This window comes from Streptomyces zaomyceticus, assembly GCF_014656215.1.
In the GTDB taxonomy this organism is placed as follows: domain Bacteria; phylum Actinomycetota; class Actinomycetes; order Streptomycetales; family Streptomycetaceae; genus Streptomyces; species Streptomyces zaomyceticus.
Genome location: NZ_BNBZ01000054.1, coordinates 1 through 22,714, shown reverse-complemented (window position 1 = coordinate 22,714; position 22,714 = coordinate 1). Strand labels below are relative to the sequence as shown.

21 protein-coding genes are annotated in these 22,714 nt (G+C 70.8%); 5 read left to right on the top strand and 16 right to left on the bottom strand.

Annotation, left to right across the window (positions count from 1 at the left end; genetic code table 11):
- Positions 1 to 99: 99 nt before the first annotated feature.
- Positions 100 to 1,824 carry a lysine--tRNA ligase gene (lysS, locus tag IE311_RS35535; protein WP_189836031.1) on the bottom strand — a complete coding sequence of 575 codons (1,725 nt, stop codon included), beginning with the start codon at positions 1,822 to 1,824 and terminating at the stop codon, positions 100 to 102.
- A gap of 207 nt (positions 1,825 to 2,031) precedes the next feature.
- Here lysS and argS point away from each other — a divergent pair, with 207 nt between their 5' ends.
- Positions 2,032 to 3,828 carry an arginine--tRNA ligase gene (gene argS, locus IE311_RS35530; RefSeq protein ID WP_189836030.1) on the top strand — a complete coding sequence of 599 codons (1,797 nt, stop codon included), beginning with the start codon at positions 2,032 to 2,034 and terminating at the stop codon, positions 3,826 to 3,828.
- Positions 3,829 to 3,891: 63 nt separating this feature from the next.
- Here argS and IE311_RS35525 read toward each other — a convergent pair whose 3' ends face one another.
- Positions 3,892 to 4,161, bottom strand: coding sequence for a DUF1876 domain-containing protein (locus IE311_RS35525; RefSeq protein WP_024757862.1), 270 nt, complete (start codon positions 4,159 to 4,161; stop codon positions 3,892 to 3,894).
- Positions 4,162 to 4,270: 109 nt separating this feature from the next.
- On the opposite strand from IE311_RS35525, the gene IE311_RS35520 reads away from it, so the two are divergent.
- Positions 4,271 to 5,047: a DUF4253 domain-containing protein gene (locus IE311_RS35520; protein WP_189836029.1), complete on the top strand. Its 777-nt coding sequence runs from the start codon at positions 4,271 to 4,273 to the stop codon at positions 5,045 to 5,047.
- Between the two features lie 7 nt (positions 5,048 to 5,054).
- Here the strand turns inward: IE311_RS35520 and hemB are convergent, their stop codons facing one another.
- The 6 genes from hemB to IE311_RS35490 form a co-directional block, all read right to left on the bottom strand.
- Positions 5,055 to 6,059 carry a porphobilinogen synthase gene (gene hemB, locus IE311_RS35515; protein WP_189836028.1) on the bottom strand — a complete coding sequence of 335 codons (1,005 nt, stop codon included), beginning with the start codon at positions 6,057 to 6,059 and terminating at the stop codon, positions 5,055 to 5,057.
- 320 nt (positions 6,060 to 6,379) lie between these two features.
- On the bottom strand, positions 6,380 to 8,050 hold the full coding sequence (locus tag IE311_RS35510; protein ID WP_189836027.1) for a bifunctional uroporphyrinogen-III C-methyltransferase/uroporphyrinogen-III synthase: 1,671 nt from the start codon (positions 8,048 to 8,050) through the stop codon (positions 6,380 to 6,382).
- Positions 8,047 to 9,033 (bottom strand): hydroxymethylbilane synthase, encoded by a 987-nt coding sequence (hemC, locus tag IE311_RS35505; protein ID WP_189836026.1) that lies wholly within the window; start codon positions 9,031 to 9,033, stop codon positions 8,047 to 8,049. Before hemC ends, IE311_RS35510 begins: the two co-directional genes overlap by 4 nt.
- The gene (locus IE311_RS35500) at positions 9,030 to 10,385 is read right to left on the bottom strand and encodes a glutamyl-tRNA reductase (protein WP_189836025.1); all 1,356 of its coding nucleotides are present in this window, start codon (positions 10,383 to 10,385) and stop codon (positions 9,030 to 9,032) included. The genes hemC and IE311_RS35500 overlap by 4 nt, the downstream gene beginning before the upstream one ends.
- Positions 10,382 to 11,176 (bottom strand): redox-sensing transcriptional repressor Rex, encoded by a 795-nt coding sequence (locus tag IE311_RS35495; RefSeq protein WP_189836024.1) that lies wholly within the window; start codon positions 11,174 to 11,176, stop codon positions 10,382 to 10,384. Before IE311_RS35495 ends, IE311_RS35500 begins: the two co-directional genes overlap by 4 nt.
- A gap of 272 nt (positions 11,177 to 11,448) precedes the next feature.
- Positions 11,449 to 11,727 (bottom strand): glutaredoxin family protein, encoded by a 279-nt coding sequence (locus IE311_RS35490; protein WP_189836023.1) that lies wholly within the window; start codon positions 11,725 to 11,727, stop codon positions 11,449 to 11,451.
- A 141-nt stretch (positions 11,728 to 11,868) separates the two neighbouring features.
- Here IE311_RS35490 and IE311_RS35485 point away from each other — a divergent pair, with 141 nt between their 5' ends.
- The 3 genes from IE311_RS35485 (at position 11,869) to IE311_RS35475 (ending at position 15,580) form a co-directional block, all read left to right on the top strand.
- Positions 11,869 to 12,828 (top strand): HAD family hydrolase, encoded by a 960-nt coding sequence (locus tag IE311_RS35485; RefSeq protein WP_189836022.1) that lies wholly within the window; start codon positions 11,869 to 11,871, stop codon positions 12,826 to 12,828.
- Positions 12,829 to 13,257: 429 nt separating this feature from the next.
- The gene (locus IE311_RS35480; RefSeq protein ID WP_189836021.1) at positions 13,258 to 14,043 is read left to right on the top strand and encodes an ECF subfamily RNA polymerase sigma factor, BldN family; all 786 of its coding nucleotides are present in this window, start codon (positions 13,258 to 13,260) and stop codon (positions 14,041 to 14,043) included.
- A 298-nt stretch (positions 14,044 to 14,341) separates the two neighbouring features.
- The gene (locus IE311_RS35475) at positions 14,342 to 15,580 is read left to right on the top strand and encodes a DUF5667 domain-containing protein (RefSeq protein WP_189836020.1); all 1,239 of its coding nucleotides are present in this window, start codon (positions 14,342 to 14,344) and stop codon (positions 15,578 to 15,580) included.
- Positions 15,581 to 15,659: 79 nt separating this feature from the next.
- Here the strand turns inward: IE311_RS35475 and IE311_RS35470 are convergent, their stop codons facing one another.
- From IE311_RS35470 to IE311_RS35435, 8 genes are all read right to left on the bottom strand, one after another.
- Positions 15,660 to 16,757 (bottom strand): lysophospholipid acyltransferase family protein, encoded by a 1,098-nt coding sequence (locus IE311_RS35470; RefSeq protein WP_189836019.1) that lies wholly within the window; start codon positions 16,755 to 16,757, stop codon positions 15,660 to 15,662.
- Positions 16,758 to 16,772: 15 nt separating this feature from the next.
- Entirely contained in the window at positions 16,773 to 17,900 is a 1,128-nt protein-coding gene (locus IE311_RS35465) for an NAD-dependent epimerase/dehydratase family protein (protein WP_189836018.1), read from the bottom strand.
- A 138-nt stretch (positions 17,901 to 18,038) separates the two neighbouring features.
- Positions 18,039 to 18,137: a 30S ribosomal protein bS22 gene (locus tag IE311_RS35460; RefSeq protein ID WP_003948845.1), complete on the bottom strand. Its 99-nt coding sequence runs from the start codon at positions 18,135 to 18,137 to the stop codon at positions 18,039 to 18,041.
- Between the two features lie 164 nt (positions 18,138 to 18,301).
- The gene (locus IE311_RS35455) at positions 18,302 to 18,511 is read right to left on the bottom strand and encodes a helix-turn-helix domain-containing protein (RefSeq protein ID WP_189836017.1); all 210 of its coding nucleotides are present in this window, start codon (positions 18,509 to 18,511) and stop codon (positions 18,302 to 18,304) included.
- Positions 18,512 to 18,638: 127 nt separating this feature from the next.
- Positions 18,639 to 19,454, bottom strand: a complete 816-nt coding sequence (locus IE311_RS35450) for a phosphatase (RefSeq protein ID WP_189836016.1) — start codon at positions 19,452 to 19,454, stop codon at positions 18,639 to 18,641.
- Positions 19,455 to 19,565: 111 nt separating this feature from the next.
- Positions 19,566 to 20,741, bottom strand: coding sequence for an acetoin utilization protein AcuC (locus IE311_RS35445; RefSeq protein ID WP_189836015.1), 1,176 nt, complete (start codon positions 20,739 to 20,741; stop codon positions 19,566 to 19,568).
- Positions 20,710 to 21,915, bottom strand: a complete 1,206-nt coding sequence (locus tag IE311_RS35440; RefSeq protein ID WP_189836014.1) for an MFS transporter — start codon at positions 21,913 to 21,915, stop codon at positions 20,710 to 20,712. The genes IE311_RS35445 and IE311_RS35440 overlap by 32 nt, the downstream gene beginning before the upstream one ends.
- 43 nt (positions 21,916 to 21,958) lie before the next feature.
- The gene (locus tag IE311_RS35435; RefSeq protein ID WP_189836013.1) at positions 21,959 to 22,606 is read right to left on the bottom strand and encodes an HAD family hydrolase; all 648 of its coding nucleotides are present in this window, start codon (positions 22,604 to 22,606) and stop codon (positions 21,959 to 21,961) included.
- Between the last annotated feature and the right edge of the window lie 108 nt (positions 22,607 to 22,714).

Genomic DNA, 22,714 nt, shown 5'->3' with positions numbered 1-22,714 from the left:
TGCCCGGATTCCGGGCGGCGGCCCTTTCACACGGTCGGATCACACGCGAAGGTCACGCGCGAAGGTCACGCGCGAGAGTCACGCGCGAAGATCACGCGCTCACGCGCCGAGCAGCTTGCGCACCCGGTCCGCGCCCACGGCCAGCAGCAGGGTGGGCAGGCGCGGCCCGGTCTCCCGGCTGACGAGGAGCTTGTAGAGCAGGGCGAAGAAGGCGCGCTGCGCCAGCTTCAGCTCGGGCGTCGGCTTCGCCTCGGGGTCGAGGCCCGCCATGATCTTCGGGACGCCGTAGACGAGCGTGGTGAGCCCGTCGAGCGACCAGTGGCTGTCGAGGCCCTCCAGGAGCAGGCGGAGCGACTCGCGGCCCTCGTCGTCCAGGGAGCCGAGGAGCTCGGTGTCGGGCTCCTCGCGGACGATGGTGCGCTGGTCGGCCGGGACCTGGCTGGTGATCCAGTTCTCGGCACGGTCGAGGCGCGGCCGGACCTCGTCGAGGGAGGCGACCGGGTTCTCGGGGTCGAGTTCGGTCAGGATCCGCAGGGTCTGCTCGTCGTGGCCGGCCGTGATGTCCATGACCGAGGCGAGCGTGCGGTACGGGAGCGGGCGCGGGGTGCGCGGGAGCTCACCGGCGGCCGTGCGGGCGGCACGGGTGTGGGCGGCGGCGTCGGCGGGCAGCACGCTGCCGTCGGCGACCTTGGCCTCCAGCTTGTCCCACTCGTCGTAGAGCCGCTGGATCTCCTGGTCGAAGGCGATCTTGAAGGACTGGTTGGGGCGGCGGCGGGCGTACAGCCAGCGCAGCAGCGGCGCTTCCATGATCTTCAGCGCGTCGGCGGCGGTGGGGACACCACCGCGCGAGGAGGACATCTTGGCCATGCCGCTGATGCCGACGAAGGCGTACATGGGGCCGATCGGCTGGACGCCGTCGAAGATCTCGCGGACGATCTGGCCGCCGACGACGAAGGACGAGCCGGGCGACGAGTGGTCGACGCCGGAGGGCTCGAAGATGACGCCCTCGTACGCCCAGCGCATGGGCCAGTCGACCTTCCACACCAGCTTGCCGCGGTTGAACTCGCTGAGCTTCACGGTCTCGGCGAAGCCGCAGTCGGTGCAGGTGTAGGCGAGCTCGGTGGTCTCGTCGTCGTACGAGGTGACGGTGGTGAGGTCCTTCTCGCACCGGCCGCAGTACGGCTTGTACGGGAAGTAGCCGGAGGCGCCGCCGGAGCCGTCGTCCTCGCTCGCCGCGCCGGAGCCCTCCTCGGCCTCCAGCTCGGCCTCGTCGAGGGGCTTCTGCGACTGCTTCTTCGGGGCCTTCTTCGTCCGGTACTGGTCGAGGATGCCGTCGATGTCGCCGCGGTGCTTCATGGCGTGCAGGATCTGCTCGCGGTAGGTGCCCGCGGTGTACTGCTCGGTCTGGCTGATCGGGTCGTACTCGACGCCGAGCTCGGCCAGCGACTCGACCATGGCGGCCTTGAAGTGCTCGGCCCAGTTGGGGTGGGGCGAGCCGACGGGGGCCGGGACCGAGGTGAGCGGCTTGCCGATGTGCTCGGCCCAGGAACCGTCGATGCCCTCGATGCCGTTCGGCACCTTGCGGTAGCGGTCGTAGTCGTCCCAGGAGATCAGGTGCCTGACCTCGTGCCCCCGGCGGCGGATCTCGTCGGCGACCAGGTGCGGGGTCATGACCTCGCGGAGGTTGCCCAGGTGGATCGGGCCGGACGGGGAGAGGCCGGAGGCGACGACGACCGGTTTGCCAGGCGCACGTCGCTCCGACTCGGCGATGACCTCGTCCGCGAAACGGGAGACCCAGTCGGTCTCGGTGCTGCTCTGAGCCACGGTCGGTACGTCCTTCTTCCTGAGGGGTGCTGCCTGACAGCCCTACGAGAGCCATTCTCCCAGACGGAAGAGCGCACTCCGAGGTTGTCCACAGCCGGAGATCACGTGCGGCCCGCGGTTGTCCACAGGCGGGGAAATCACGTTGCGCTCCCATGGGACACTTGACAAGCGAATTAGACCTGACGAACTCAACAGGAACGGAAGCTCATGGCCTCGGTCCCTTCCCTCGCTTCTACCGTGCAGCAGCGCCTCACGGACGGCCTCTCGGCAGCCCTGCCGGACGCCGGATCCGCCGACCCGCTGCTGCGACGAAGCGACCGGGCCGACTACCAGGCCAACGGCATCCTGGCGCTCGCCAAGAAGCTCAAGGGGAACCCGCGTGAGCTGGCGACCCAGGTCGTCGCCGCGATCCCGGAGAACGACGTCCTGAAGGAGATCGAGGTCTCGGGCCCCGGGTTCCTGAACATCACGGTCACGGACGCGGCGATCGTGCGGACCCTCGCGGCCCGCGCCGCCGACGCCCGGCTCGGCGTGCCGTTCAACGAGTCGGCCGGCACGACGGTCATCGACTACGCCCAGCCGAACGTGGCGAAGGAGATGCACGTCGGGCACCTTCGCTCCGCCGTGATCGGCGCCGCGATGGTCGAGATCCTCGAGTTCACCGGCGAGAGCGTGGTCCGCCGCCACCACATCGGCGACTGGGGCACCCAGTTCGGCATGCTCATCCAGTACCTGATCGAGCACCCGCACGAGCTGGACCACAAGGCCGAGGACGGCGCCGAGGTCTCCGGTGAGGAGGCCATGTCGAACCTGAACCGGCTCTACAAGGCCTCGCGCGCGCTCTTCGACTCCGACGAGGAGTTCAAGACCAGGGCCCGCGCGCGTGTCGTCGACCTCCAGGCAGGCGACGAGGAGACCCTCGCCCTGTGGCAGCGGTTCGTCGACGAGTCGAAGATCTACTTCTACTCGGTCTTCGACAAGCTCGACATGGACATCCGGGACGGCGACGTCGTCGGCGAGTCCGGCTACAACGACATGCTGGTGGAGACCTGCCGCATCCTCGAGGAGTCGGGCGTCGCCGTTCGCTCCGAGGGCGCGCTGTGCGTGTTCTTCGACGACGTGAAGGGCCCGGACGGCAACCCGACCCCGCTGATCGTCCAGAAGTCCGACGGCGGCTTCGGCTACGCGGCGACCGACCTGTCGGCGATCCGCGACCGGGTCCAGAACCTGAAGGCGACGAGCCTGCTGTACGTGGTCGACGCCCGTCAGTCGCTGCACTTCAAGATGGTCTTCGAGACGGCCCGCCGGGCCGGCTGGCTGAACGAGGACGTGAAGGCCGTCCAGCTGGCCTTCGGCACGGTCCTGGGCAAGGACGGCAAGCCGTTCAAGACCCGTGAGGGCGAGACGGTCCGGCTGGTCGACCTGCTGGACGAGGCCGTGGACCGGGCGACGTCGGTCGTGCGCGAGAAGGCGGACGACTACTTCGAGAAGTCCGGCGAGACGCTCCTGACCGAGTCGGAGATCGTCGAGAACGGCCAGTACGTGGGCATCGGCGCGGTGAAGTACGCCGACCTGTCGACGTCGGCCGCTCGTGACTACAAGTTCGACCTGGACCAGATGGTCTCGCTGAACGGCGACACCTCGGTGTACCTGCAGTACGCGTACGCGCGGGTCAGGTCGATCTTCGGGAAGGCCGGCGACCGTACGCCGCTCGCCCACCCGGAGCTGGAGCTGGCCCCGGCCGAGCGCGCGCTCGGTCTGCACCTGGACCAGTTCGGCGAGGTGATCACCGAGACGGCCGCGGAGTACGCCCCGCACAAGCTGGCCGCGTACCTGTACCAGCTGGCGTCGCTCTTCACGACGTTCTACTCGGAGTGCCCCGTCATCAAGCCGGCGCCGGCGCAGGACGTCGCGGAGAACCGCCTCTTCCTCTCCGACCTGACCGCCCGCACCCTGCACCAGGGCATGGCTCTCCTGGGCATCAGGACGCCCGAGCGCCTCTGAGGTCCCGAGCGACATCCGCATGCGAAGCCCCCGTCACGGATCCCCGTGCCGGGGGCTTCGGCGTCAACGGATGCTGTGCGAGGTCCTGCCCGACACCTCGTCGATCTCCGTGTGTGCCTTCTGGAGCAGCTGGGAGGCGAGGTCCATCAGCGCGCGTGCACCGGCGATCTCCTCGCCCACCCTCAGCTGGTCCGGGTCGGAGGGATGACGGTTGGCGGTTCCGTGGGCCCGGAACTCGGTCCCGTCGCTGAGCCGGACCATGGCCGCGGCCCGCGTCCGGTCGCCTTCCTCCTGGAATTCCATCTCCACATGCCATCCGACAAGCGTGTGCATCATGAGGACCACCTCCGCGAGGTACCTGTCGGCTACCTCTCCAGAGTGCGCCGACGCGTGCCGCATCACCACTCGCTCCGTTGTCAGTGGCGCCCCGTACGTTCTCCGCATGGCGATGATCCCGAACCAGCTGCCCCGGCTCGCAGCCGACCCGACCGGCCGCTCCCTCGGCCTCGACCTCCCGCCGGGCGCCCTCACCGGCCCGGCGGACGCCCCGTACATCTGGTCGGGACACGGCCCGGCGGGACCCGCCGCCTGGAGCGCGCTGCGCCCGGCGGCCCGCACGGCGGGACTGCTGCCGGTGCTGCTCGGCGGTGACTGGGGCCTGGACCGGTGGGAGCTGATGCCGGAGCGGATGAGCGACCCGGCCGACCACGAGGCCGAGGAGGTCCTCGCCGAGTTCTGGGAGGCGAACGCGTCCGAGGAGATTCCCGGAAGCGCCGACTGGCCGGGCATGGCGCCGGCGCAGCCGTGCGACACGGACCCCGACGGGGCGGCGGCCGCGGTCGCCGAGATGCTGACGGAGCCGGGCTTCTGGCTGGAGGACGCCCGCCCGGCCCTGGTTCCGGCGCGGCGCAGCGCGGACATCCCGGCGGTGATCGGCTGGACCGGGCCGCTGAACCACGAGAACGACGTGGCCCGGCTGTGTGCGGTGCTGCGGTCCTGGGAGGACCGCTTCGGGGCGCGGGTCGTCGCGCTCACCTTCGACCAGCTGGTGGTCTCGGTCGCGGCCCCTCCCCGGACGCCGGAGGAGGCCGAGGCGCTGGCTGCGGAGCACTTCGCGTTCTGCCCGGACAACGTCGCCCAGGGCCCCCACGGCGGCCTGCGCGACTACGCACGGACGGGGCTGCTGGACAGCCCCGTCTGGACGTTCTGGTGGGACTGAGTCCCGGTTATCCGCGCGCGGCGGACAGCTTCTGGGCGACCTCGGTGGCCCAGTAGGTGAGGATCATCTTCGCGCCGGCGCGCCGGATGCCGGTCAGGGTCTCGAAGATCGCCCTGTCGCGGTCGATCCAGCCCTTCTCGGCGGCGGCCTCGACCATCGCGTACTCGCCGCTGATCTGGTACGCGGCGACGGGCACGTCCACGGATTCGGCGACCTTGGCGAGCACGTCGAGGTACGGCCCGGCGGGCTTCACCATCACCATGTCGGCGCCCTCCTCCAGGTCGAGGGCGAGCTCGCGCATCGACTCCCGCAGGTTGGCGGGGTCCTGCTGGTAGGTCTTGCGGTCGCCTCGGAGGGAGGATCCGACGGCCTCGCGGAAGGGGCCGTAGAAGGCGGAGGAGTACTTCGCGGTGTACGCGAGGATCGACACGTCCTCCTTGCCGATGGTGTCGAGGGCGTCCCGGACGACGCCGACCTGGCCGTCCATCATTCCGGAGGGGCCGACGACGTGGACGCCGGCGTCGGCCTGGACCTGGGCCATCTCGGCGTAACGTTCCAGCGTGGCGTCGTTGTCGACGCGGCCGTCGGCGTCGAGGACCCCGCAGTGCCCGTGGTCGGTGTACTCGTCGAGACAGAGGTCCGACATGATGATGAGCTCGTCGCCGACCTCGGCCTTCACGTCCCGGATGGCGACCTGGAGGATCCCGTCGGGGTCGGTCCCGGCCGTCCCCGCCCCGTCCTTCTTCTCGTCCTCGGGCACGCCGAAGAGCATGATCCCGGAGACCCCGGCCTCCAGGGCCTCGGCCGCGGCCTTCCGCAGGGTGTCGCGCGTGTGCTGGACGACGCCGGGCATGGCCTGGATCGGCACGGGCTCGGTGATCCCCTCGCGCACGAACGCGGGGAGGATCAGATCGGCGGGATGCAGCCGCGTCTCGGCCACCATCCGCCGCATGGCAGGCGTCGTCCGCAGCCGCCGCGGCCGCGCCCCGGGAAAGGATCCGTACGAGTTCATAGCCCCGAGGCTACGCCCGCCCAAACAGTGCTCTTACCGACAACTTGTTGCCGCCGAACGCGCCCCACCACCGCACGGCGTGCACCCCGGCCCAGCGCCCCACCACCGCACGGCGTGCACCCCGGCCCAGCCCCACCCCGTGTGGGCAATCGTCCCGCAGGGCGGGACGGGTGGGCACACGGGACGGCGCCCTCCGCGGGCGCCTCCGCCCCCTGCACCGACCCGCGCCACCAGGCCGCCGCACACATGGCGTGCCCGAAAAACGCCGGGGCGCGGGCCCCAGAAGGAACCCGCGCCCCGAACAAGCGAGCCGCACCCACCTACGTGGTCCGCCGCCTCCGCGCCCCCGGCCGCCGCTCAGAAGGCCGAGTCACAGGATCCCCCGCCTCGAGCGCGGCCTCCCGTCGCCGCAGCCCGAAGTCCGCGAGCGCCTCCGCGAGCTTGTGCACGGACGGCTCGGGCGACAGCACGTCCACCCGCAGCCCGTGCTCCTCGGCGGTCTTGGCCGTGGCCGGACCGATACAGGCGATGACGGTCACGTTGTGCGGCTTCCCGGCGATACCGACCAGGTTCCGCACCGTCGACGAGGAGGTGAAGAGTACGGCGTCGAACCCGCCGCCCTTGATCGCCTCCCGCGTGTCGGCCGGCGGCGGCGAAGCGCGTACGGTCCGGTAGGCGGTGACGTCGTCGACCTCCCACCCGAGCTCGATGAGACCGGCGACCAGCGTCTCCGTCGCGATGTCGGCCCGCGGCAGGAAGACACGGTCGATCGGGTCGAAGACCGGGTCGTAGGGCGGCCAGTCCTCGAGGAGACCGGCGGCGGACTGCTCACCGCTCGGCACGAGGTCCGGCTTCACACCGAAGTCGACGAGCGCGGCGGCCGTCTGCTCGCCCACCGCCGCGACCTTGATCCCGGCGAAGGCACGCGCGTCGAGCCCGTACTCCTCGAACTTCTCCCGCACGGCCTTGACCGCGTTGACCGAGGTGAAGGCGATCCACTCGTAGCGCCCGGTCACGAGGCCCTTGACCGCACGCTCCATCTGCTGGGGCGTACGCGGCGGCTCGACGGCGATCGTCGGTACCTCGTGGGGCACCGCGCCGTAAGAACGCAGCTGGTCGGAGAGCGAGGCGGCCTGCTCCTTGGTGCGCGGCACGAGGACTCGCCACCCGAAGAGCGGCTTCGACTCGAACCACGACAGCTGGTCCCGCTGCGCCGGGGCGCTGCGCTCGCCGACCACGGCTATGACCGGCCGGTGGCCCTCGGGCGAGGGGAGGACCTTGCCCTGCTTGAAGACCTGGGCGATGGTGCCGAGGGTGGCGTTCCAGGTCCGCTGCCGGGTGGTGGTGCCGCCGATGGTGACGGTGAGCGGGGTGTCCGGCTTACGGCCCGCCGCCACCAGTTCACCGGCGGCGGCCGCCACCGAGTCGAGCGAGGTGGACACGACGACGGTGCCGTCGGAGGCACCCACCTCGGTCCAGCACCGCTCGTCGGCGGTGCGTGCGTCGACGAAGCGCACATCGGTGCCCTGGGCGTCGCGGAGCGGGACACCGGCGTACGCGGGTACGCCGACGGCCGTGGCCACGCCGGGGACGACCTCGAAGGGGATGCCCTCGGCGGCGCAGACGAGCATCTCGGCTCCCGCGTTTCCGTCGAGGCCGGGGTCGCCGGTCACCGCTCGGACGACCCGCCTGCCGCCCCTCGCGGCCTCCATGACAAGATTGGCGGCATCCCTCAACACGGGGACACCGGCGGTTGTTGACGCCTCGTCAACAACCGTCAGCTCCGGCGTGCTCACCCCCGCGCGCGCGTGGCCGCGAACGACCTCGAGCACCTCCGGCTCGGCGATCAGGACATCCGCTCCGGCGAGGGCCTCCACGGCCCTGAGGGTCAGGAGTCCGGGGTCACCGGGGCCTGCGCCGAGGAATGTGACGTGCCCATGGCCCGCGAAGGCCGGGGACAGCGGGCTGGTGGTCGGGCTGGTGGGGTTCAAAGTGCTCGCTCCCCCATAAGACCGGCCGCACCCTTGGCGAGCATCTCGTCCGCGAGTTCGCGTCCGAGCGCCATGGCCTCGTCGTGCGAGGTGGGTACGGGTCCGGTGGTGGACAGCTGCACCAGCGTCGAGCCGTCGGTGGTGCCGACGACGCCGCGCAGGCGCATTTCGGTGACAACCTGCCCGTGACCGGGGTCGTCGGCCAGCAGGTCGGCGAGCGCACCCACAGGTGCGGAGCAGCCGGCCTCCAGGGCGGCGAGCAGGGATCGCTCTGCGGTCACGGCGGCCCGCGTGTGCGGGTCGTCGAGCGCGCCGAGCGTGGCGACGAGCTCGGCGTCGGACGCCGGACACTCGATCGCCAGGGCCCCCTGGCCGGGGGCGGGCAGGACGGAGTCGACCGACAGGCGGTCGAGCGACAGGGAGCCGGTGAGCTCCTCCGTTCCGCCGATGCGGTTGAGGCCGGCCGCGGCGAGAACCACCGCGTCCAGCTCTCCGCTGCGTACGTAGCCGACCCGGGTGTCGATGTTGCCCCGGATCGGGACGCAGGTGATCTCCAGGCCGTGGCTGCGCGCGTACGCGTGGAGCTGGGCCATGCGTCGCGGCGATCCGGTGCCGACCCGGGCGCCCTTGGGCAGCCGGTCCAGCGTCAGTCCGTCGCGGGCGATCAGTACGTCGCGCGGGTCCTCGCGCTCCGGGATCGCGGCCACCACCAGGTCGGGGTGCTGCGCGGTCGGCAGGTCCTTCAGGGAGTGGACGGCGAAGTCCACCTCGCCGGCGAGCAGCGCGTCGCGCAGGGCGGCGACGAAGACGCCGGTGCCGCCGATCTGCGCGAGGTGCTCACGGGAGGTGTCCCCGTACGTCGTGATCTCCACGAGCTCGACGGGCCGGCCGGTCAACCGCCGGACGGCGTCGGCCACGTGCCCGGACTGGGCCAGGGCGAGCTTGCTGCGCCTGGTCCCGAGCCTCAGTGCCCTCTCGGTCATACTCGCCCTCGGTTCTTGACGTCGGCGTCATTCAGGTCGGCCCGGCTGACAGAAGCCACCGTCTCCGGGTCGAGGTCGAAGAGTGTCCGCAGCGCGTCCGCGTACCCGGCGCCGCCGGGCTCGCTGGCCAGCTGCTTGACCCGCACGGTCGGCGCGTGCAGGAGCTTGTCGACCACGCGTCGCACGGTCTGGGTGATCTCGGCGCGCTGCTTGTCGTCGAGGTCGGGCAGCCGGCCCTCGAGTCGGGCGACCTCGCCGGCCACCACGTCGGCGGCCATGGTGCGCAGGGCGACGACGGTGGGGGTGATGTGGGCGGCGCGCTGGGCGGCGCCGAAGGCGGCGACCTCGTCGGAGACGATGCCGCGGACCCGGTCGACGTCGGCTGCCATGGGGGCGTCGGCGGAGGCCTCGGCGAGCGACTCGATGTCGACGAGCCGGACACCGGGGATGCGGTGGGCGGCGGCGTCGATGTCGCGGGGCATGGCGAGGTCGAGCAGCGCGAGCGGGGTGCGGCGGCCCTGTACGGCGGTCTCGATGTCGTCGCCGGTGAGGACGAGTCCCGTGGCGCCGGTGCAGGAGACGACGACGTCGGCACGTGTCAGTTCGTCGCCGACGGCAACCATCTCGACCGCGTGCGCGGAGACCCCCGTGCCCCCGGGCTCGTTCAGGATCTGTGCGAGCCGCTCGGCTCGGGCGAGGGTGCGGTTGGCGATGACGATGTCGGAGACGCCGGAGCGCGCGAGCGTGGCGGCGGCGAGGGAGGACATCGATCCGGCGCCGATGACGAGGGCCTTCTTGCCCTTGGCCCAGGTGTCGACGTCGGTGCCGTCGGCCAGCTGCTCCAGGCCGAAGGTGACGAGCGACTGCCCGGCCCGGTCGATCCCGGTCTCGCTGTGGGCGCGCTTGCCGACCCTCAGGGCCTGCTGGAACAGGTCGTTGAGGAGGCGTCCCGCGGTGTGCAGGTCCTGGCCGAGAGCGAGGGCGTCCTTGATCTGGCCGAGGATCTGGCCCTCGCCGACGACCATGGAGTCGAGTCCGCAGGCCACCGAGAAGAGGTGGTGGACGGCCCGGTCCTCGTAGTGCACGTAGAGATAGGGGGTGAGCTCGTCCAGGCCGACGCCGCTGTGCTGCGCGAGCAGCGTGGACAGCTCGGCGACTCCGGCGTGGAACTTGTCCACGTCGGCGTAGAGCTCGATGCGGTTGCAGGTGGCCAGGACGGTCCCCTCGGCGGCCGGTTCGGCGGCGAGGGTGTCCTGGAGGAGCTTGGCCTGGGTGTCCGCCGCCAGTGCGGCCCGCTCCAGGATGGAGACGGGTGCGCTGCGGTGGCTGAGGCCGACGACGAGGAGACTCATGCCGGCATCACGGCGGGGACGTCCCCGTCGGGTCCCTTGCGGGTGGCGCCCGTGGAGCCACGGGGGGCCGGCGGCGCGACGGCCGGGGTCTCCGCCTCGGCGCCCGCGTCGGCTTCGGCGTTCGACTCCTCGCCGGCCTTGCGCTGCTCGTGGAAGGCGAGGATCTGCAGCTCGATGGAGAGGTCGACCTTGCGCACGTCCACGCCGTCGGGCACGGAGAGCACGGTCGGGGCGAAGTTCAGGATGGAGGTGACTCCGGCGGCCACGAGCCGGTCGCAGACCTGCTGGGCGACGCCGGCCGGGGTCGCGATGACGCCGATGGAGACGCCGTCCTCCTCGATGATCTTCTCGAGTTCGTCGCTGTGCTGGACGGGGATCCCGGCGACCGGCTTGCCGGTCATGGCGGGGTCGGCGTCGATCAGCGCGGCGACCCGGAAGCCACGGGAGGCGAAGCCGCCGTAGCCGGCGAGCGCGGCGCCGAGGTTACCGATACCGACGATCACGACCGGCCAGTCCTGGGTGAGGCCCAGTTCGCGGGAGATCTGGTAGACGAGGTACTCGACGTCGTAGCCGACACCGCGGGTGCCGTAGGAGCCGAGGTAGCTGAAGTCCTTGCGCAGCTTCGCGGAGTTGACCCCCGCGGCGGCCGCGAGCTCCTCGGAGGAGACCGTGGGTACGGAGCGCTCCGACAGTGCGGTGAGCGCACGCAGATACAGCGGAAGGCGGGCGACGGTGGCCTCGGGAATTCCTCGGCTACGGGTCGCCGGTCGGTGAGTTCGGCCAGTTGCCACGGTGCTCCTGCGGGATGAGCGGGGCTGCAGGCGGCCGTGTGTCCCAAGACCGCCCCGTCGAATGCAGGCTATGTCTTTGTGAACGCGTGCACAAAGATGGTGTCCGTTTTGTCCGGCCAAAGTGACCGGGGTCACGCGGCTTGTTCGTATCGTCGCGGAACCGCGGAGGGTGTCAGCGCGTTGAGAACCCGAAGGGGGCAAAACCGCACACACCTCTCACGACACCGCCCCCGAAACCCAACAAAACGTCCATGATGGTAACCGTCTTTCGGTCACGCACCCAGTTCACGCCGGAGCCGCCCGGCGTCCACACGCCAGAAGGTGTGCTGCTCGCCGTCGATCAGGACGACGGGAATCTGCTCCCAGTACGCCCGGTGGAGCTCCTCGTCCTGGGTGATGTCTCTCTCCTCCCAGCGTGCACCCGTCTCCGCGCACACCGCCTCGACCACCGCGCGGGCGTCGTCGCAGAGATGGCATCCGGGCTTGCCGATCAGCGTCACGGTGCGCGACCCGGCGTCCTTCTTCTTCGTCCGTCCGAACATGGCGTCCATTCTGTCCCGTCGACCGGGCGGAACCCCGCCGCGGCCGGACGGGAGCCGAGGGACATCGATTAACAGGAGAGCCCCACAGTGTTCACGCCGCGGCATCGTCACAAGACGGGAAGTACCGAACAGACTGGCTATGCTCACGACATGGCCGCTCTGGGATGGCTCACCCCCCGTAGGCGCTCCGCCACCGCGCGCAGCGTCCTCGCAGGCGAGGCCGCTGCCGAGGCAGCGCGCAAGTCCTCGCTCCAGCTGGAACGGGAGCGGGAGGAGGCGGCGGCCACCGGTACGACGGAGGCCGAGGCCCCGGCCGAGCCCGAGTTCCCGGTCGTCGGCGACATGAGGGCGGCCGCCTTCTTCGACCTCGACAACACGGTGATGCAGGGTGCCGCGATCTTCCACTTCGGCCGCGGCCTGTACAAGCGGAAGTTCTTCCAGCGCCGCGAACTCGCCCGCTTCGCCTGGGCGCAGGCCTGGTTCCGGATCGCCGGCGTCGAGGACCCCGACCACATGCAGGACGCCCGCGACAGCGCCCTGTCCATCGTCAAGGGCCACCGTGTCTCCGAGCTGATGTCGATCGGCGAGGAGATCTACGACGAGTACATGGCCGACCGCATCTGGCCCGGCACCCGCGGCCTGGCCCAGGCGCACCTGGACGCGGGGCAGAAGGTCTGGCTGGTCACGGCCGCCCCGGTCGAGACGGCCACGATCATCGCCCGCAGGCTGGGCCTGACCGGCGCACTCGGCACGGTCGCCGAGTCGGTCGACGGTGTCTACACCGGCAAGCTGGTCGGCGAGCCCCTGCACGGCCCGGCGAAGGCGGAGGCGGTACGGGCCCTCGCCGCGGCCGAAGGCCTCGACCTGGCGCGCTGTGCCGCGTACAGCGACTCGCACAACGACATCCCGATGCTCTCGCTCGTCGGGCACCCGTACGCGATCAACCCGGACACCAAGCTGCGCAAGCACGCCAAGGACCGGGACTGGCGGCTGCGCGACTACCGGACCGGCCGCAAGGCCGCCAAGGTCGGCATCCCCGCGGCCGCGGGCCTGGGCGCCCTGGCCGGCGGCACGGCGGCCGCGGTCGCCCTACACCGCCGCCGCCACTGAGGCCGGCCCGGACCGCCGCTCCCGCAGGGACCTGCCGATACGTTTCGGCTGCGATCATCTGCGACAACCCCGGACCAGGGGCCCTCACCCGTCCGTGGTCGAACAGCGCCGCACACGTCGACTCCCAGGCATTCCGGGCTCCTTACCCCGCAGCGGCCCCGATCACTCACCGGTCCCGCAGGTGAGCACAACGCATCGCCCGCGCAGTCACATCCGGAAGCAAAGCGATCAACAACCGGTCACGAACTGCACCTTGATCCGACTGCAAGCAGTAACAGAACCGTCGTAACCGGTGATTTAGGCAACTGGGTGTAGCGCTGCCTGTACGAAGCGTTATTCTCCTCAGACGCACAAAGGACCCCTCACGTCGCTACGACGGGTGAATGGTCCTGTACTGCACGTGATGGAAGCTCTGCCTCTGGGAGTCCCGTGTACCCACACGTCGGGGTTGACACCTCGGGCCTGGCTACGCTGCGCGCAACGGTCCTCGACCACTTGCGCGGCTTCGTCCCCACCGCGTACGCCGGCCCTGTCCCCGCATTCGCCTTCGCCGCCCCGGCACCCGCCGGCCCTTGCTATGCCCTGGCCGACGGCAGCGCCGCCGTGGGCAGACGCGGTGCCCGCTCCGGTACCTCGACCCCCGCACGCCGCCCCACCGCCGACAGCGACAGCGCCCGCATGATGGACCTGGTCGAGCGCGCCCAGGCGGGCGAGGCCGAGGCCTTCGGCCGCCTGTACGACCAGTACAGCGACACGGTCTACCGCTACATCTACTACCGCGTCGGCGGAAAGGCGACGGCGGAGGACCTCACCAGCGAGACCTTCCTGCGCGCCCTGCGCCGGATCTCGACCTTCACCTGGCAGGGCCGCGACTTCGGCGCCTGGCTCGTCACCATCGCCAGGAACCTCGTCGCGGACCACTTCAAGTCCAGCCGTTTCCGGCTGGAGGTCACCACCGGCGAGATGCTGGACGCCAACGAGGTCGAGCGCAGCCCCGAGGACTCCGTCCTGGAGTCCCTCTCCAACGCCGCGCTCCTCGACGCGGTCCGCCGCCTCAACCCCCAGCAGCAGGAGTGCGTGACCCTGCGCTTCCTCCAGGGCCTCTCCGTCGCCGAGACCGCCCGCGTCATGGGGAAGAACGAGGGGGCGATCAAGACCCTCCAGTACCGGGCCGTCCGCACCCTGGCCCGTCTTCTCCCGGACGACGCCCGCTGACCGGTTCGCGCCCCCCACACGCGCCCCCGTGGACCGGTCCACGCCCCTGCCACCGCATGTCCCCCCACGCCCCCACGACCCCCGCCCAACTCACTGTCGGTGACGACTCGATGACGCACTGGTCCGATCATCTTTCGCGCGTAACCCAAGTGCCGCGCCGCTCGTTGTGCGGGATGCAGGCTCCCTGTGGACACGCCATGTCCGCAGCCACTCACTCTTTCGTGTGGATGCGCTCAAGGTGTGCAACCTTCCGGACACCCCGGGGAGTCGACCGTCATGACGAGAGGAGGTGCCGCCTGTGATCGCGAACGTATCGGCGCACCGGCGGGCGAACGCCTTCGCCCAGGCCCTGGAGGACCGGGAGTCCGAGGGCGCGGCGGCCGAGCAGCCCGAGGCGCCGGCCGAACCTGCTGAGCAGGGTCGGCTGTTGGCTCTGGCGAGCGGTCTCGGTGAACTGCCGAAGCCACAGCTGGACCCCGAGGTCAAGGTGGTGCAACGAGCCCAGCTCGTCGCCGCCATGGAAGCGATGCTCATGGAGGGGAGCGCTGCCGGGAGCCCCACGGTGCCCGAGCAGCGGACCGCCGGCGGCAAGGGCGCCCACCGGGCGTCCCCCCTGCGGAAACTGCGTCCCCGCTCCCGCTGGTCCAAGGGCCTCGCCGCCGGCGGTCTCACCGTCGGTGTGGCGGCGGGTGCCTTCAGCGGAGTGGCCGCCGCCAGCTCCGACGCGCTTCCCGGTGACTCGCTCTACGGGCTCAAGCGAGGCATGGAGGACATCAAGCTGGGAATGGCGGACGACGACGCGGACCGCGGCGGCATCTACCTCGACCAGGCGTCCACCCGGCTCAGCGAGGCCCGCAGACTCATGGAACGCGGCCGCTCCGGCGACCTCGACCACGAGTCCCTCAGCGAGATCCGCCGGGTCCTGGGCGGGATGAAGCACGACGCCAGCGAAGGCCACCGCCTGCTCCGCCAGGCGTACCAGCGGGACGGCGAGATCGGCCCCATGGCCCGTCTCAACTCCTTCGCCCAGGCCCACCGAAGCACCTGGAACGGCCTCCGCGACCGACTCCCCGTCCAGCTGGCGGACGTCGGCAGCGAGGTCACCCATGTCTTCGAGGCCATGGACGAAGAGGTCGAGCCGCTCCAATCGGTGCTCCCCCGCACCCCGGAGAAGGGCGCGATCGGCTCGGAGAGCCCCAGCGGCAGCCCCAGCGGTCCGAGGGACTCCCAGGGCACGGACACCCAGCGTCCGCCGTCCACCCACGAGGCTTCTCCCTCGGGCAGCCACTCCGCACCGCCCCGCCCGTCCGGCCCCAGCACGGGCACCAGCCCGAGCGCGGACGGCGGCACCGGTTCACCGGAGGACGACGGTCTCCTCGGCGGCAGCGCCGGCGGACTGCTCAAGCCCTCGCCGACCGGCACACCGACGGCCCCCACGGGCGTCCAGTCGCCACCCGACGTGCCGGATGTGACCCTTCCGCCACTCCTGCCGGGCCTGCTTCCAGGCCTCGGCATCGACAGCGAGGACGCTCGCTAGCAAGGAGAAGGGGCGCCCCCACGGACGGGGGGCGCCCCTTCTTCCTTTTCGTCCCGCTTCCTTTGCGTACCGCCAGTCGTCAGAAGAAGACCGACCGCCGCTGCACCAGCAGCTTGTAGAGCGTGTGCTGGATCTGCTCCCGCACCTGATCCGTCAGGTTGAACATCAGCATCGGATCCTCCGCCGCCTCCGGCGCGTAGGAGTCCGTCGGGATCGGCTCGCCGAACTGGATCGTCCACTTCGTCGGCAGCGGCAGCGCCCCCAGCGGACCCAGCCAGGGGAAGGTCGGGGTCAGCGGGAAGTACGGGAAGCCCAGCACCCGCGCCAGCGTCTTGGCGTTCCCGATCATCGGGTATATCTCCTCGGCCCCGACGATCGAGCAGGGCACGATCGGCACCCCGGCCCGCAGCGCCGTGGAGACGAAGCCGCCCCGCCCGAACCGCTGGAGCTTGTACCGCTCCCCGAAGGGCTTCCCGATCCCCTTGAAGCCCTCCGGCATCACCCCGACGATCTCGCCCGCGCGCAGCAGCCGCTCCGCGTCCTCCGCGCAGGCCAGGGTGTGCCCCGCCTTGCGGGCCAGCTCGTTGACGATCGGCAGGACGAAGACCAGATCGGCGGCGAGCAGCCGCAGGTGACGCCCGGCCGGGTGGTGGTCGTGGACGGCGACCTGCATCATCAGGCCGTCCAGCGGAAGGGTCCCCGAGTGGTTGGCGACGATCAGGGCCCCGCCCTCGGCCGGGATGTTCTCGACGCCCTTCACCTCGACCCGGAAGTACTTCTCGTACAGCGGGCGGATCAGTGACATCAGGACCTGGTCGGTGAGCTCCTCGTCGTAGCCGAACTCGTCGACCTCGTAGTCGCCGGTGACCCGGCGCCGCAGGAACGCGAGCCCGCCCGCGAGCCGGCGCTCCCAGCCCCCGGTCCCGGCACCGTCCGTGGAGCCCGCGCCGGCGCCGTTCTCCGCGCCCGCGTCGGCGCCGGCCGCGGCAGCCGCCTCGGCACCGGCTTCCGGCCCCCCCTGGGCACCCGGGAGCGCCTCCCGGCCCCCCTCGGGCTCCTCGGGGCCCTGCGGCCCCGGCAGGGCCCGTACGGCCGCCGCCTCGCCGTCGGCGCGGCCGGGCCGTCGCCGGGCCCGCGACCGGTCGTCGTCGAACGGAATGACCTTGGCGTCCGCCATCGCTGTCCGGTCTCCTCAGGCGCCGTCGTGAACGGGATGAACAGGTGATGCAGCTGAAACAGGTGATGCGGATGGAGCGACGGGAGCGGTCGAGGCGGGTCGGCCCCGGGACCCGGACGGGGCCAGCCGCCCGGCGATCCGGTCCACCGCACCGGCCAGCATCTCCGGCGGCAGCAGCCCCGGCCCCCGCCCACGCACGAAGTCGGCGAAGGCCTCCGCCGTCGTGTAGCGCGGCGAGAAGCCGAGGACCTCGCGCGTCTGGACCGTCGAGACGACCCGGCCGTGGGTGAGCAGCCGGATCTGCTCGGGCGCGAAGTCGGTGATCCCGACCGTGCGCAGCGCCGTCCCCACCCAGGTGACCGCCGGCAGCAGCACCGGCACGGTCGGCCGTCCGAGGCGCCGCGCGCACTGGGACAGCAGCAGGACCCCGTCCCCGGCCACGTTGAAGGTGCCGCTGTTCAGGGTGGCCCTGCGGGGCTCGTGCGCCGACATGCGCAGGACGTCGATGACGTCGTCCTCGTGGACGAACTGGAGCCGCGGGTCGTAGCCGAGGACGGTCGGCAGGATCGGCAGCGCCAGGTACTCCGTGAGCGGGGAGTCGATCCTGGGCCCGAGGATGTTCGCGAACCTCAGCACGCACACGGCCACGTCGGGGCGGCGCCGGGCGAAGCCCCGCACATACCCCTCGACCTCGACGGCGTCCTTGGCGAAGCCCCCGCTGGGCAGTGACTTCGCGGGGGTCGTCTCGGTGAAGACGGCCGGGTCGCGGGGAGCGGAGCCGTAGACGCTTGTACTGGACTTGATCACGAGCCGGCTGATCCGCGGCGACTTCTGGCACGCGCCGAGCAGCTGCATGGTGCCGATGACGTTGGTCTCCTTGACCGACGTACGGCCTCCGCCGCCGAGCGCCGTACCGGTGACGTCCAGATGGACCACCGTGTCGACGTCGTGCTCGGCGAGAATCTTGGCGATCTCCGGCCGGCGGATGTCCGCCCTGACGAATTCGGCGGCACCGAGCTGGTGCGCCGGGTCGACCGCGTCGACCGCGATCACCCGCTCCACCTCCGGATCCCGCTGGATCCGCCGCACGAAGCGGCCCCCGAGATGCCGGGCGGCACCGGTGACGAGCACGACCTTGCCCAAGATCAGCGCCTTCCGTCCGTCTTCCGTTGGTCGCCACCGTAGCGCCTCAAGATTTCCGCGCAAATAAAACGTGGCCCTCCACCGCGAACGGTGAAGGGCCACGCCTGACGCACTGAATGCTGCGGTGCAGCTGTCGCCTTACTTCTTGTTGCGACGCTGAACGCGCGTGCGCTTGAGCAGCTTGCGGTGCTTCTTCTTCGCCATCCGCTTGCGCCGCTTCTTGATAACAGAGCCCACGACTACCCTCGCTCACTTCTCGGAACATCCCCGCCTCCCGGCGGGGATCGGTGCGGGGCGTCTGGGCCCACACGACCTACGTCGGCCTAGCCTACCGCCCCGAGCACCGCGCTTGTAATCCGAGGGACATACGGAGCTTTCCCGACGTTGTCGCCGCGCTCTCGCTACGCGGTCCCCACCCCCACGTAGGACTCCCGCAGGTACTCGTGAACCGCCTGTTCCGGCACCCGGAAGGACCTGCCCACCCGGATCGCCGGCAGATGACCGCTGTGCACCAAGCGGTACACGGTCATCTTGGACACGCGCATCACCGAGGCGACTTCCGCCACGGTCAGAAACTTGACCTCGTTGAGAGGTCGTTCGCCAGCAGCCATGACCCACCTGTACCTTCCGCCGCGACGCCCACCGGCTTCCCCTCCGGTGACTCTTCGTCGCCGAGCGCTCACTCTCCAGACTAGGGGCGGGTGGTACGAGTGGGGAAGAGGAGCTGCCATCGGCCGTTTACCGTGACAGACACGCTCGATTGAGTACATAGCGTGTGAGCGGGCGGTAGTAGTCGGAGCGCACGCCGTCATCAAGCGGAACGGCCACCGACACCTGCCCCTCCGCCTCTCCGACGAACAGCGCCGGATCATCCGTATCGGCGAGACCGATGGCCTCGATACCCAGCTGACCTGCCCCGCAGACCCATCCGTGGTCCCCGATCACGAGCTCCGGCAGCGGCCCGCCGCCCTCCGCCGCGCTCTCCAGAGCGGCCCTAACCGGCAGCGGCGAGTGGGAGTGCGCCCCCGGCTCGCGCCCACCCCCCGACGGCCCCGGCTCTCGCACCAGTGCGACCCCCCGTACGTAGTCGAGGAGGTACGTGCGTACGCCGAACCGGGTCGTTATGTCGACACATCTCCCCTGCGCCGGGGTGAGAACAAGACATCCCGCCGCCGACAAGGCGTCTGCGAGAGCGACGTAGAAACCGAGCAGACGATGCGGATGTCCCGTCCCGATGAGCACCGGAACCCGTCGCGCGGCCGCCGCCTCCAACCGCGCGGCGAACGCGTCGAGCCCCCTCAACGTACGCTCGGGATCGATGACATCGGGCCCCGAACGGTGCGTCGGATCCCCCGACACCCCGCACTTGTCGGCCATCAGCCGCAACAGATCGGCCTCACCCCACCCCCACGTGGGATCCAGCCCCAACAGCACCCGCGGATCGCGCGCGGCGAAGAGCCGATAACTCCGCAGGCTCTCCTCCCGCGACGTCCCCACCGTGCCCGCCAACCCCGCCGCCAACAAATGCGCCCGCAGCGCCCCGGTACTCAACACCCTGCCGATGCTCCCGGAACCCCCCTCCCCCGGAGCCGAAACCCCCGGGACACCGCACAGTCGGCGTAACACCCACCAGAACGTTCTAGGATCCGCGCCGGCGTCCGGGCATCAGGCGAGCAGCCCCCGCAGCGGAAAGGCCGCCTTCCGGGTCGCGAGTACCGCCTGGTCCAGCCGGTCCGCCGGGTCGTACCCCTCGGACCAGTCGCGGAAGCCGACCGGCCACCGCCCGTCCGTCATCCGCCCGGGTCCCAGCTGCCGGGTCCGCGCGTACACCTCGTCCCGCCAGGACGACGGGATCACCGACTCCGGATCCACCGGAGCGTGCGCGGCGATCCCCACCAGATGCGTCCACGACCGCGGTACGACGTCCACCACCGCGTACCCGCCACCGCCCAGGGCCAGCCAGCGCCCCTCGGCGTACTCGTGCGCCAGCTCGTGACAGGTCTCCTGCACCGCCCGCTGCGCGTCGAGCGACACCGCCAGATGGGCCAGCGGATCCTCGAAATGGGTGTCGGCCCCGTGCTGCGTCACCAGCACCTGCGGCCGGAAGTCCGCGATCAGCTCGGGTACGACCGCGTGGAAGGCCCGCAGCCACCCCGCGTCCGCCGTCCCGGCCGGCAGCGCCACGTTCACGGCCCCGCCCTCGCCGGGCCCTGAGGGGCCCGTCTCCTCGGGCCAGCCCGTCTGCGGGAACAGCGTCCGCGGATGCTCGTGCAGCGAGACCGTCAGCACCCTGGGGTCCTCCCAGAACGCCGCCTGCACCCCGTCACCGTGATGGACGTCCACATCCACGTACGCGACCCGTTCGGCCCCCAGCTCCAGCAGCCGGGCGATCGCCAGCGAGGCGTCGTTGTAGATGCAGAACCCCGACGCGGAACCCGGCATCGCGTGGTGCAGACCGCCAGCGAAGTTCACCGCGTGCTCGGCCTCCCCGCGCCACACCGCCTCCGCCGCCCCCACCGACTGTCCGGCGATCAGCGCCGACACCTCGTGCATCCCGGCGAACGCGGGATCGTCGACCGTGCCCAGCCCGTACGCCTGGTCCGCGTGGCGGGGATCCGCCGACGCCGCCCGCACCGCCGTCACATAGTCCTCACGGTGGACGAGCCGCAGCGTCGAGTCCCCGGCCGGCTTCGCCGCGACCACTTCCACCGCCCGGTCGAGCCCGTAGGCCCGCACCAGCGACATCGTCAGCGCGAGCCGTACGGGATCCATCGGATGCTCGGACCCGAAGTCGTACTGCGTGACAGCTTCATCCCACATCAACAGTGCGCGGCCGCTCATGCCCGCCACCGTATCGGGCCGCTCGCGGGCCGAACGACGTGGCGTACACCACCGTCACCAGGACCAGCACCATCGGCACCAGCATGGCCCCCCGATAGCTCCAGGTGTCCCCGAGCGCCCCCACCAGAGGGGACCCGATCAGGAACCCGACGTAGTTGAAGACATTGAGCCGCGCCACCGCGGCGTCACTCGCCCCCGGGAACAGCCGACCCGCCGCAGCGAAGGTCTGCGGCACGATCACACTCAGCCCGAGCCCCAGCACCGTGAACCCGGCGATCCCCACCCAGGCCCCCGGCGACACGGCCACCACCGCGAACCCCAGCGCCGCCAGCACGGCCCCGGCTCTTACGACCACCGTCGCACCCAGCCGCCGCACCCCGAAGTCCCCCACGGCCCGCCCGAGCAGCGTCGTCACCATGTACGCGTTGTACGGCACGGTCGCCAGCTCCTCCGAGCTCCCCAGCACGTCCTGGAGGTACTTGGCACTCCAGTTGGAGACCGTGGAGTCCCCGATGTACGCGAAGGTCATCACCAGACAGAGCGGCATCAGCAGCTTGAAGGCGACACCGCTCCCCTTGCTCTCCTCCGCCACCACCGGGTCCCCGGTCGGCTCACCGCCGGCCACGTACCAACGGCTGCCGACGAACGCGAGGGGCAGCAGCACCGCCACCACCGGCAGATAGGACACGAAGAGCGACAGATGCCAGTGCGCCCCGACCCAGGCCAGCGAGGCCCCCGCGATCCCCCCGAGGCTGTACGAGGCATGGAACCCGAGCATGATGCTCCGCCCGTACGCCCGCTGGAGGCTGACCCCCAGCATGTTCATGGAGGCGTCCAGAGCACCGACCGCGAGCCCGAACAGGCCAAGGGCGACCGCCGCCTGCCACAGCTCCGACCCCACCCCCACCGCGAGCAGGGACAACAGTACGAACGGCTGGGCCCACCGCAGCACCACCGCCGGCCCCACCCTGGCGACGACCTTCTCGGTCATCACACTCGCCACACCGGCGAGGATCGGCACCGCGGCCAGGAAGGCCGGCAGCAGCCCGTCCGAGATCCCGTACCGGTCCTGGATCGCCGGTATTCGGGTCACGAGCAGGGCGAAGGAGACCCCCTGCACGAAGAAACTGACCGCCAGGGATCCCCGCCCACGCCGCAACCGCGCATCCGTCATGGCGGCACAGCGTAGGGCCGGAAACTACCCGGGGGTAGATGGATCACAGGCTCAATATCGCCGGCAGCTCGTCCATGCTCCCGAAGAAGCCCTTGGCCCCCGTGAGCTTCTCCTCGGGCGTCATCGCGGTGGACCCGTACACGTCCATGCCGGCCGCCAGTGCCGCCTGTACCCCGAGCCGGCTGTCCTCGACGACCACGCACCGCTCGGGCGCCACCCCCATCCTCGAGGCGGCGTGCAGGAAGAGGTCGGGCGAAGGCTTCCCGCGGCCGACGTCCTCGGCGCTGAAGACGATCTCGTCCCGGAACCAGGCGTCGAGCCCGGTCTTCCGATGCCCCACCCGGATCCGCTCATGGCTCCCGGAGGAGGCCACACAGTACGGAACCCCGGCGCCGGCCAGCCCCTTCAGCACCTCCACCGCCCCGGGCACCGCCTCCAACTCGGCCTGGAAGGCGGCGAAGACCCGTGCGTGGAACGTCGCGTCGAACTCCGCCGGCAACAGCTCCCCGCTCCGCTCCTCGACGAGCTCGTGAATCCGGTGCATGGCCGACCCCATGTAGTCGCGCACCGATTCCTCGTACGTCGTGGGGTGCCCGAGCTCCGTCAGATAGGCGGCCAGAAGGGTATTGGAAATCGGCTCGCTGTCCACGAGCACACCGTCGTTGTCGAAGATGACCAGGTCGTAGCGCATGAATCCAGCTTAGAACGCAAAAATGCCTCAACCCCCGGACAGAGTCCGGGGGTTGAGGCTAAAAATTGTTCGGCGGCGTCCTACTCTCCCACAGGGTCCCCCCTGCAG

What these genes read in the sequence shown, in the direction of transcription:
- IE311_RS35490 (WP_189836023.1), bottom strand. Translation starts at nt 11,727, where the DNA reads ATGGACGCCATGTTCGGACGGACGAAGAAGAAGGACGCCGGGTCGCGC.
- hemB (WP_189836028.1), bottom strand. Translation starts at nt 6,059, where the DNA reads ATGAACTCGTACGGATCCTTTCCCGGGGCGCGGCCGCGGCGGCTGCGG.
- IE311_RS35525 (WP_024757862.1), bottom strand. Translation starts at nt 4,161, where the DNA reads ATGCACACGCTTGTCGGATGGCATGTGGAGATGGAATTCCAGGAGGAA.
- argS (WP_189836030.1), top strand. Translation starts at nt 2,032, where the DNA reads ATGGCCTCGGTCCCTTCCCTCGCTTCTACCGTGCAGCAGCGCCTCACG.
- IE311_RS35445 (WP_189836015.1), bottom strand. Translation starts at nt 20,741, where the DNA reads ATGAGCGGCCGCGCACTGTTGATGTGGGATGAAGCTGTCACGCAGTAC.
- IE311_RS35520 (WP_189836029.1), top strand. Translation starts at nt 4,271, where the DNA reads ATGGCGATGATCCCGAACCAGCTGCCCCGGCTCGCAGCCGACCCGACC.
- IE311_RS35485 (WP_189836022.1), top strand. Translation starts at nt 11,869, where the DNA reads ATGGCCGCTCTGGGATGGCTCACCCCCCGTAGGCGCTCCGCCACCGCG.
- hemC (WP_189836026.1), bottom strand. Translation starts at nt 9,033, where the DNA reads ATGACCGAGAGGGCACTGAGGCTCGGGACCAGGCGCAGCAAGCTCGCC.
- IE311_RS35435 (WP_189836013.1), bottom strand. Translation starts at nt 22,606, where the DNA reads ATGCGCTACGACCTGGTCATCTTCGACAACGACGGTGTGCTCGTGGAC.
- IE311_RS35500 (WP_189836025.1), bottom strand. Translation starts at nt 10,385, where the DNA reads ATGAGTCTCCTCGTCGTCGGCCTCAGCCACCGCAGCGCACCCGTCTCC.
- IE311_RS35440 (WP_189836014.1), bottom strand. Translation starts at nt 21,915, where the DNA reads ATGACGGATGCGCGGTTGCGGCGTGGGCGGGGATCCCTGGCGGTCAGT.
- IE311_RS35470 (WP_189836019.1), bottom strand. Translation starts at nt 16,757, where the DNA reads ATGGCGGACGCCAAGGTCATTCCGTTCGACGACGACCGGTCGCGGGCC.
- IE311_RS35455 (WP_189836017.1), bottom strand. Translation starts at nt 18,511, where the DNA reads ATGGCTGCTGGCGAACGACCTCTCAACGAGGTCAAGTTTCTGACCGTG.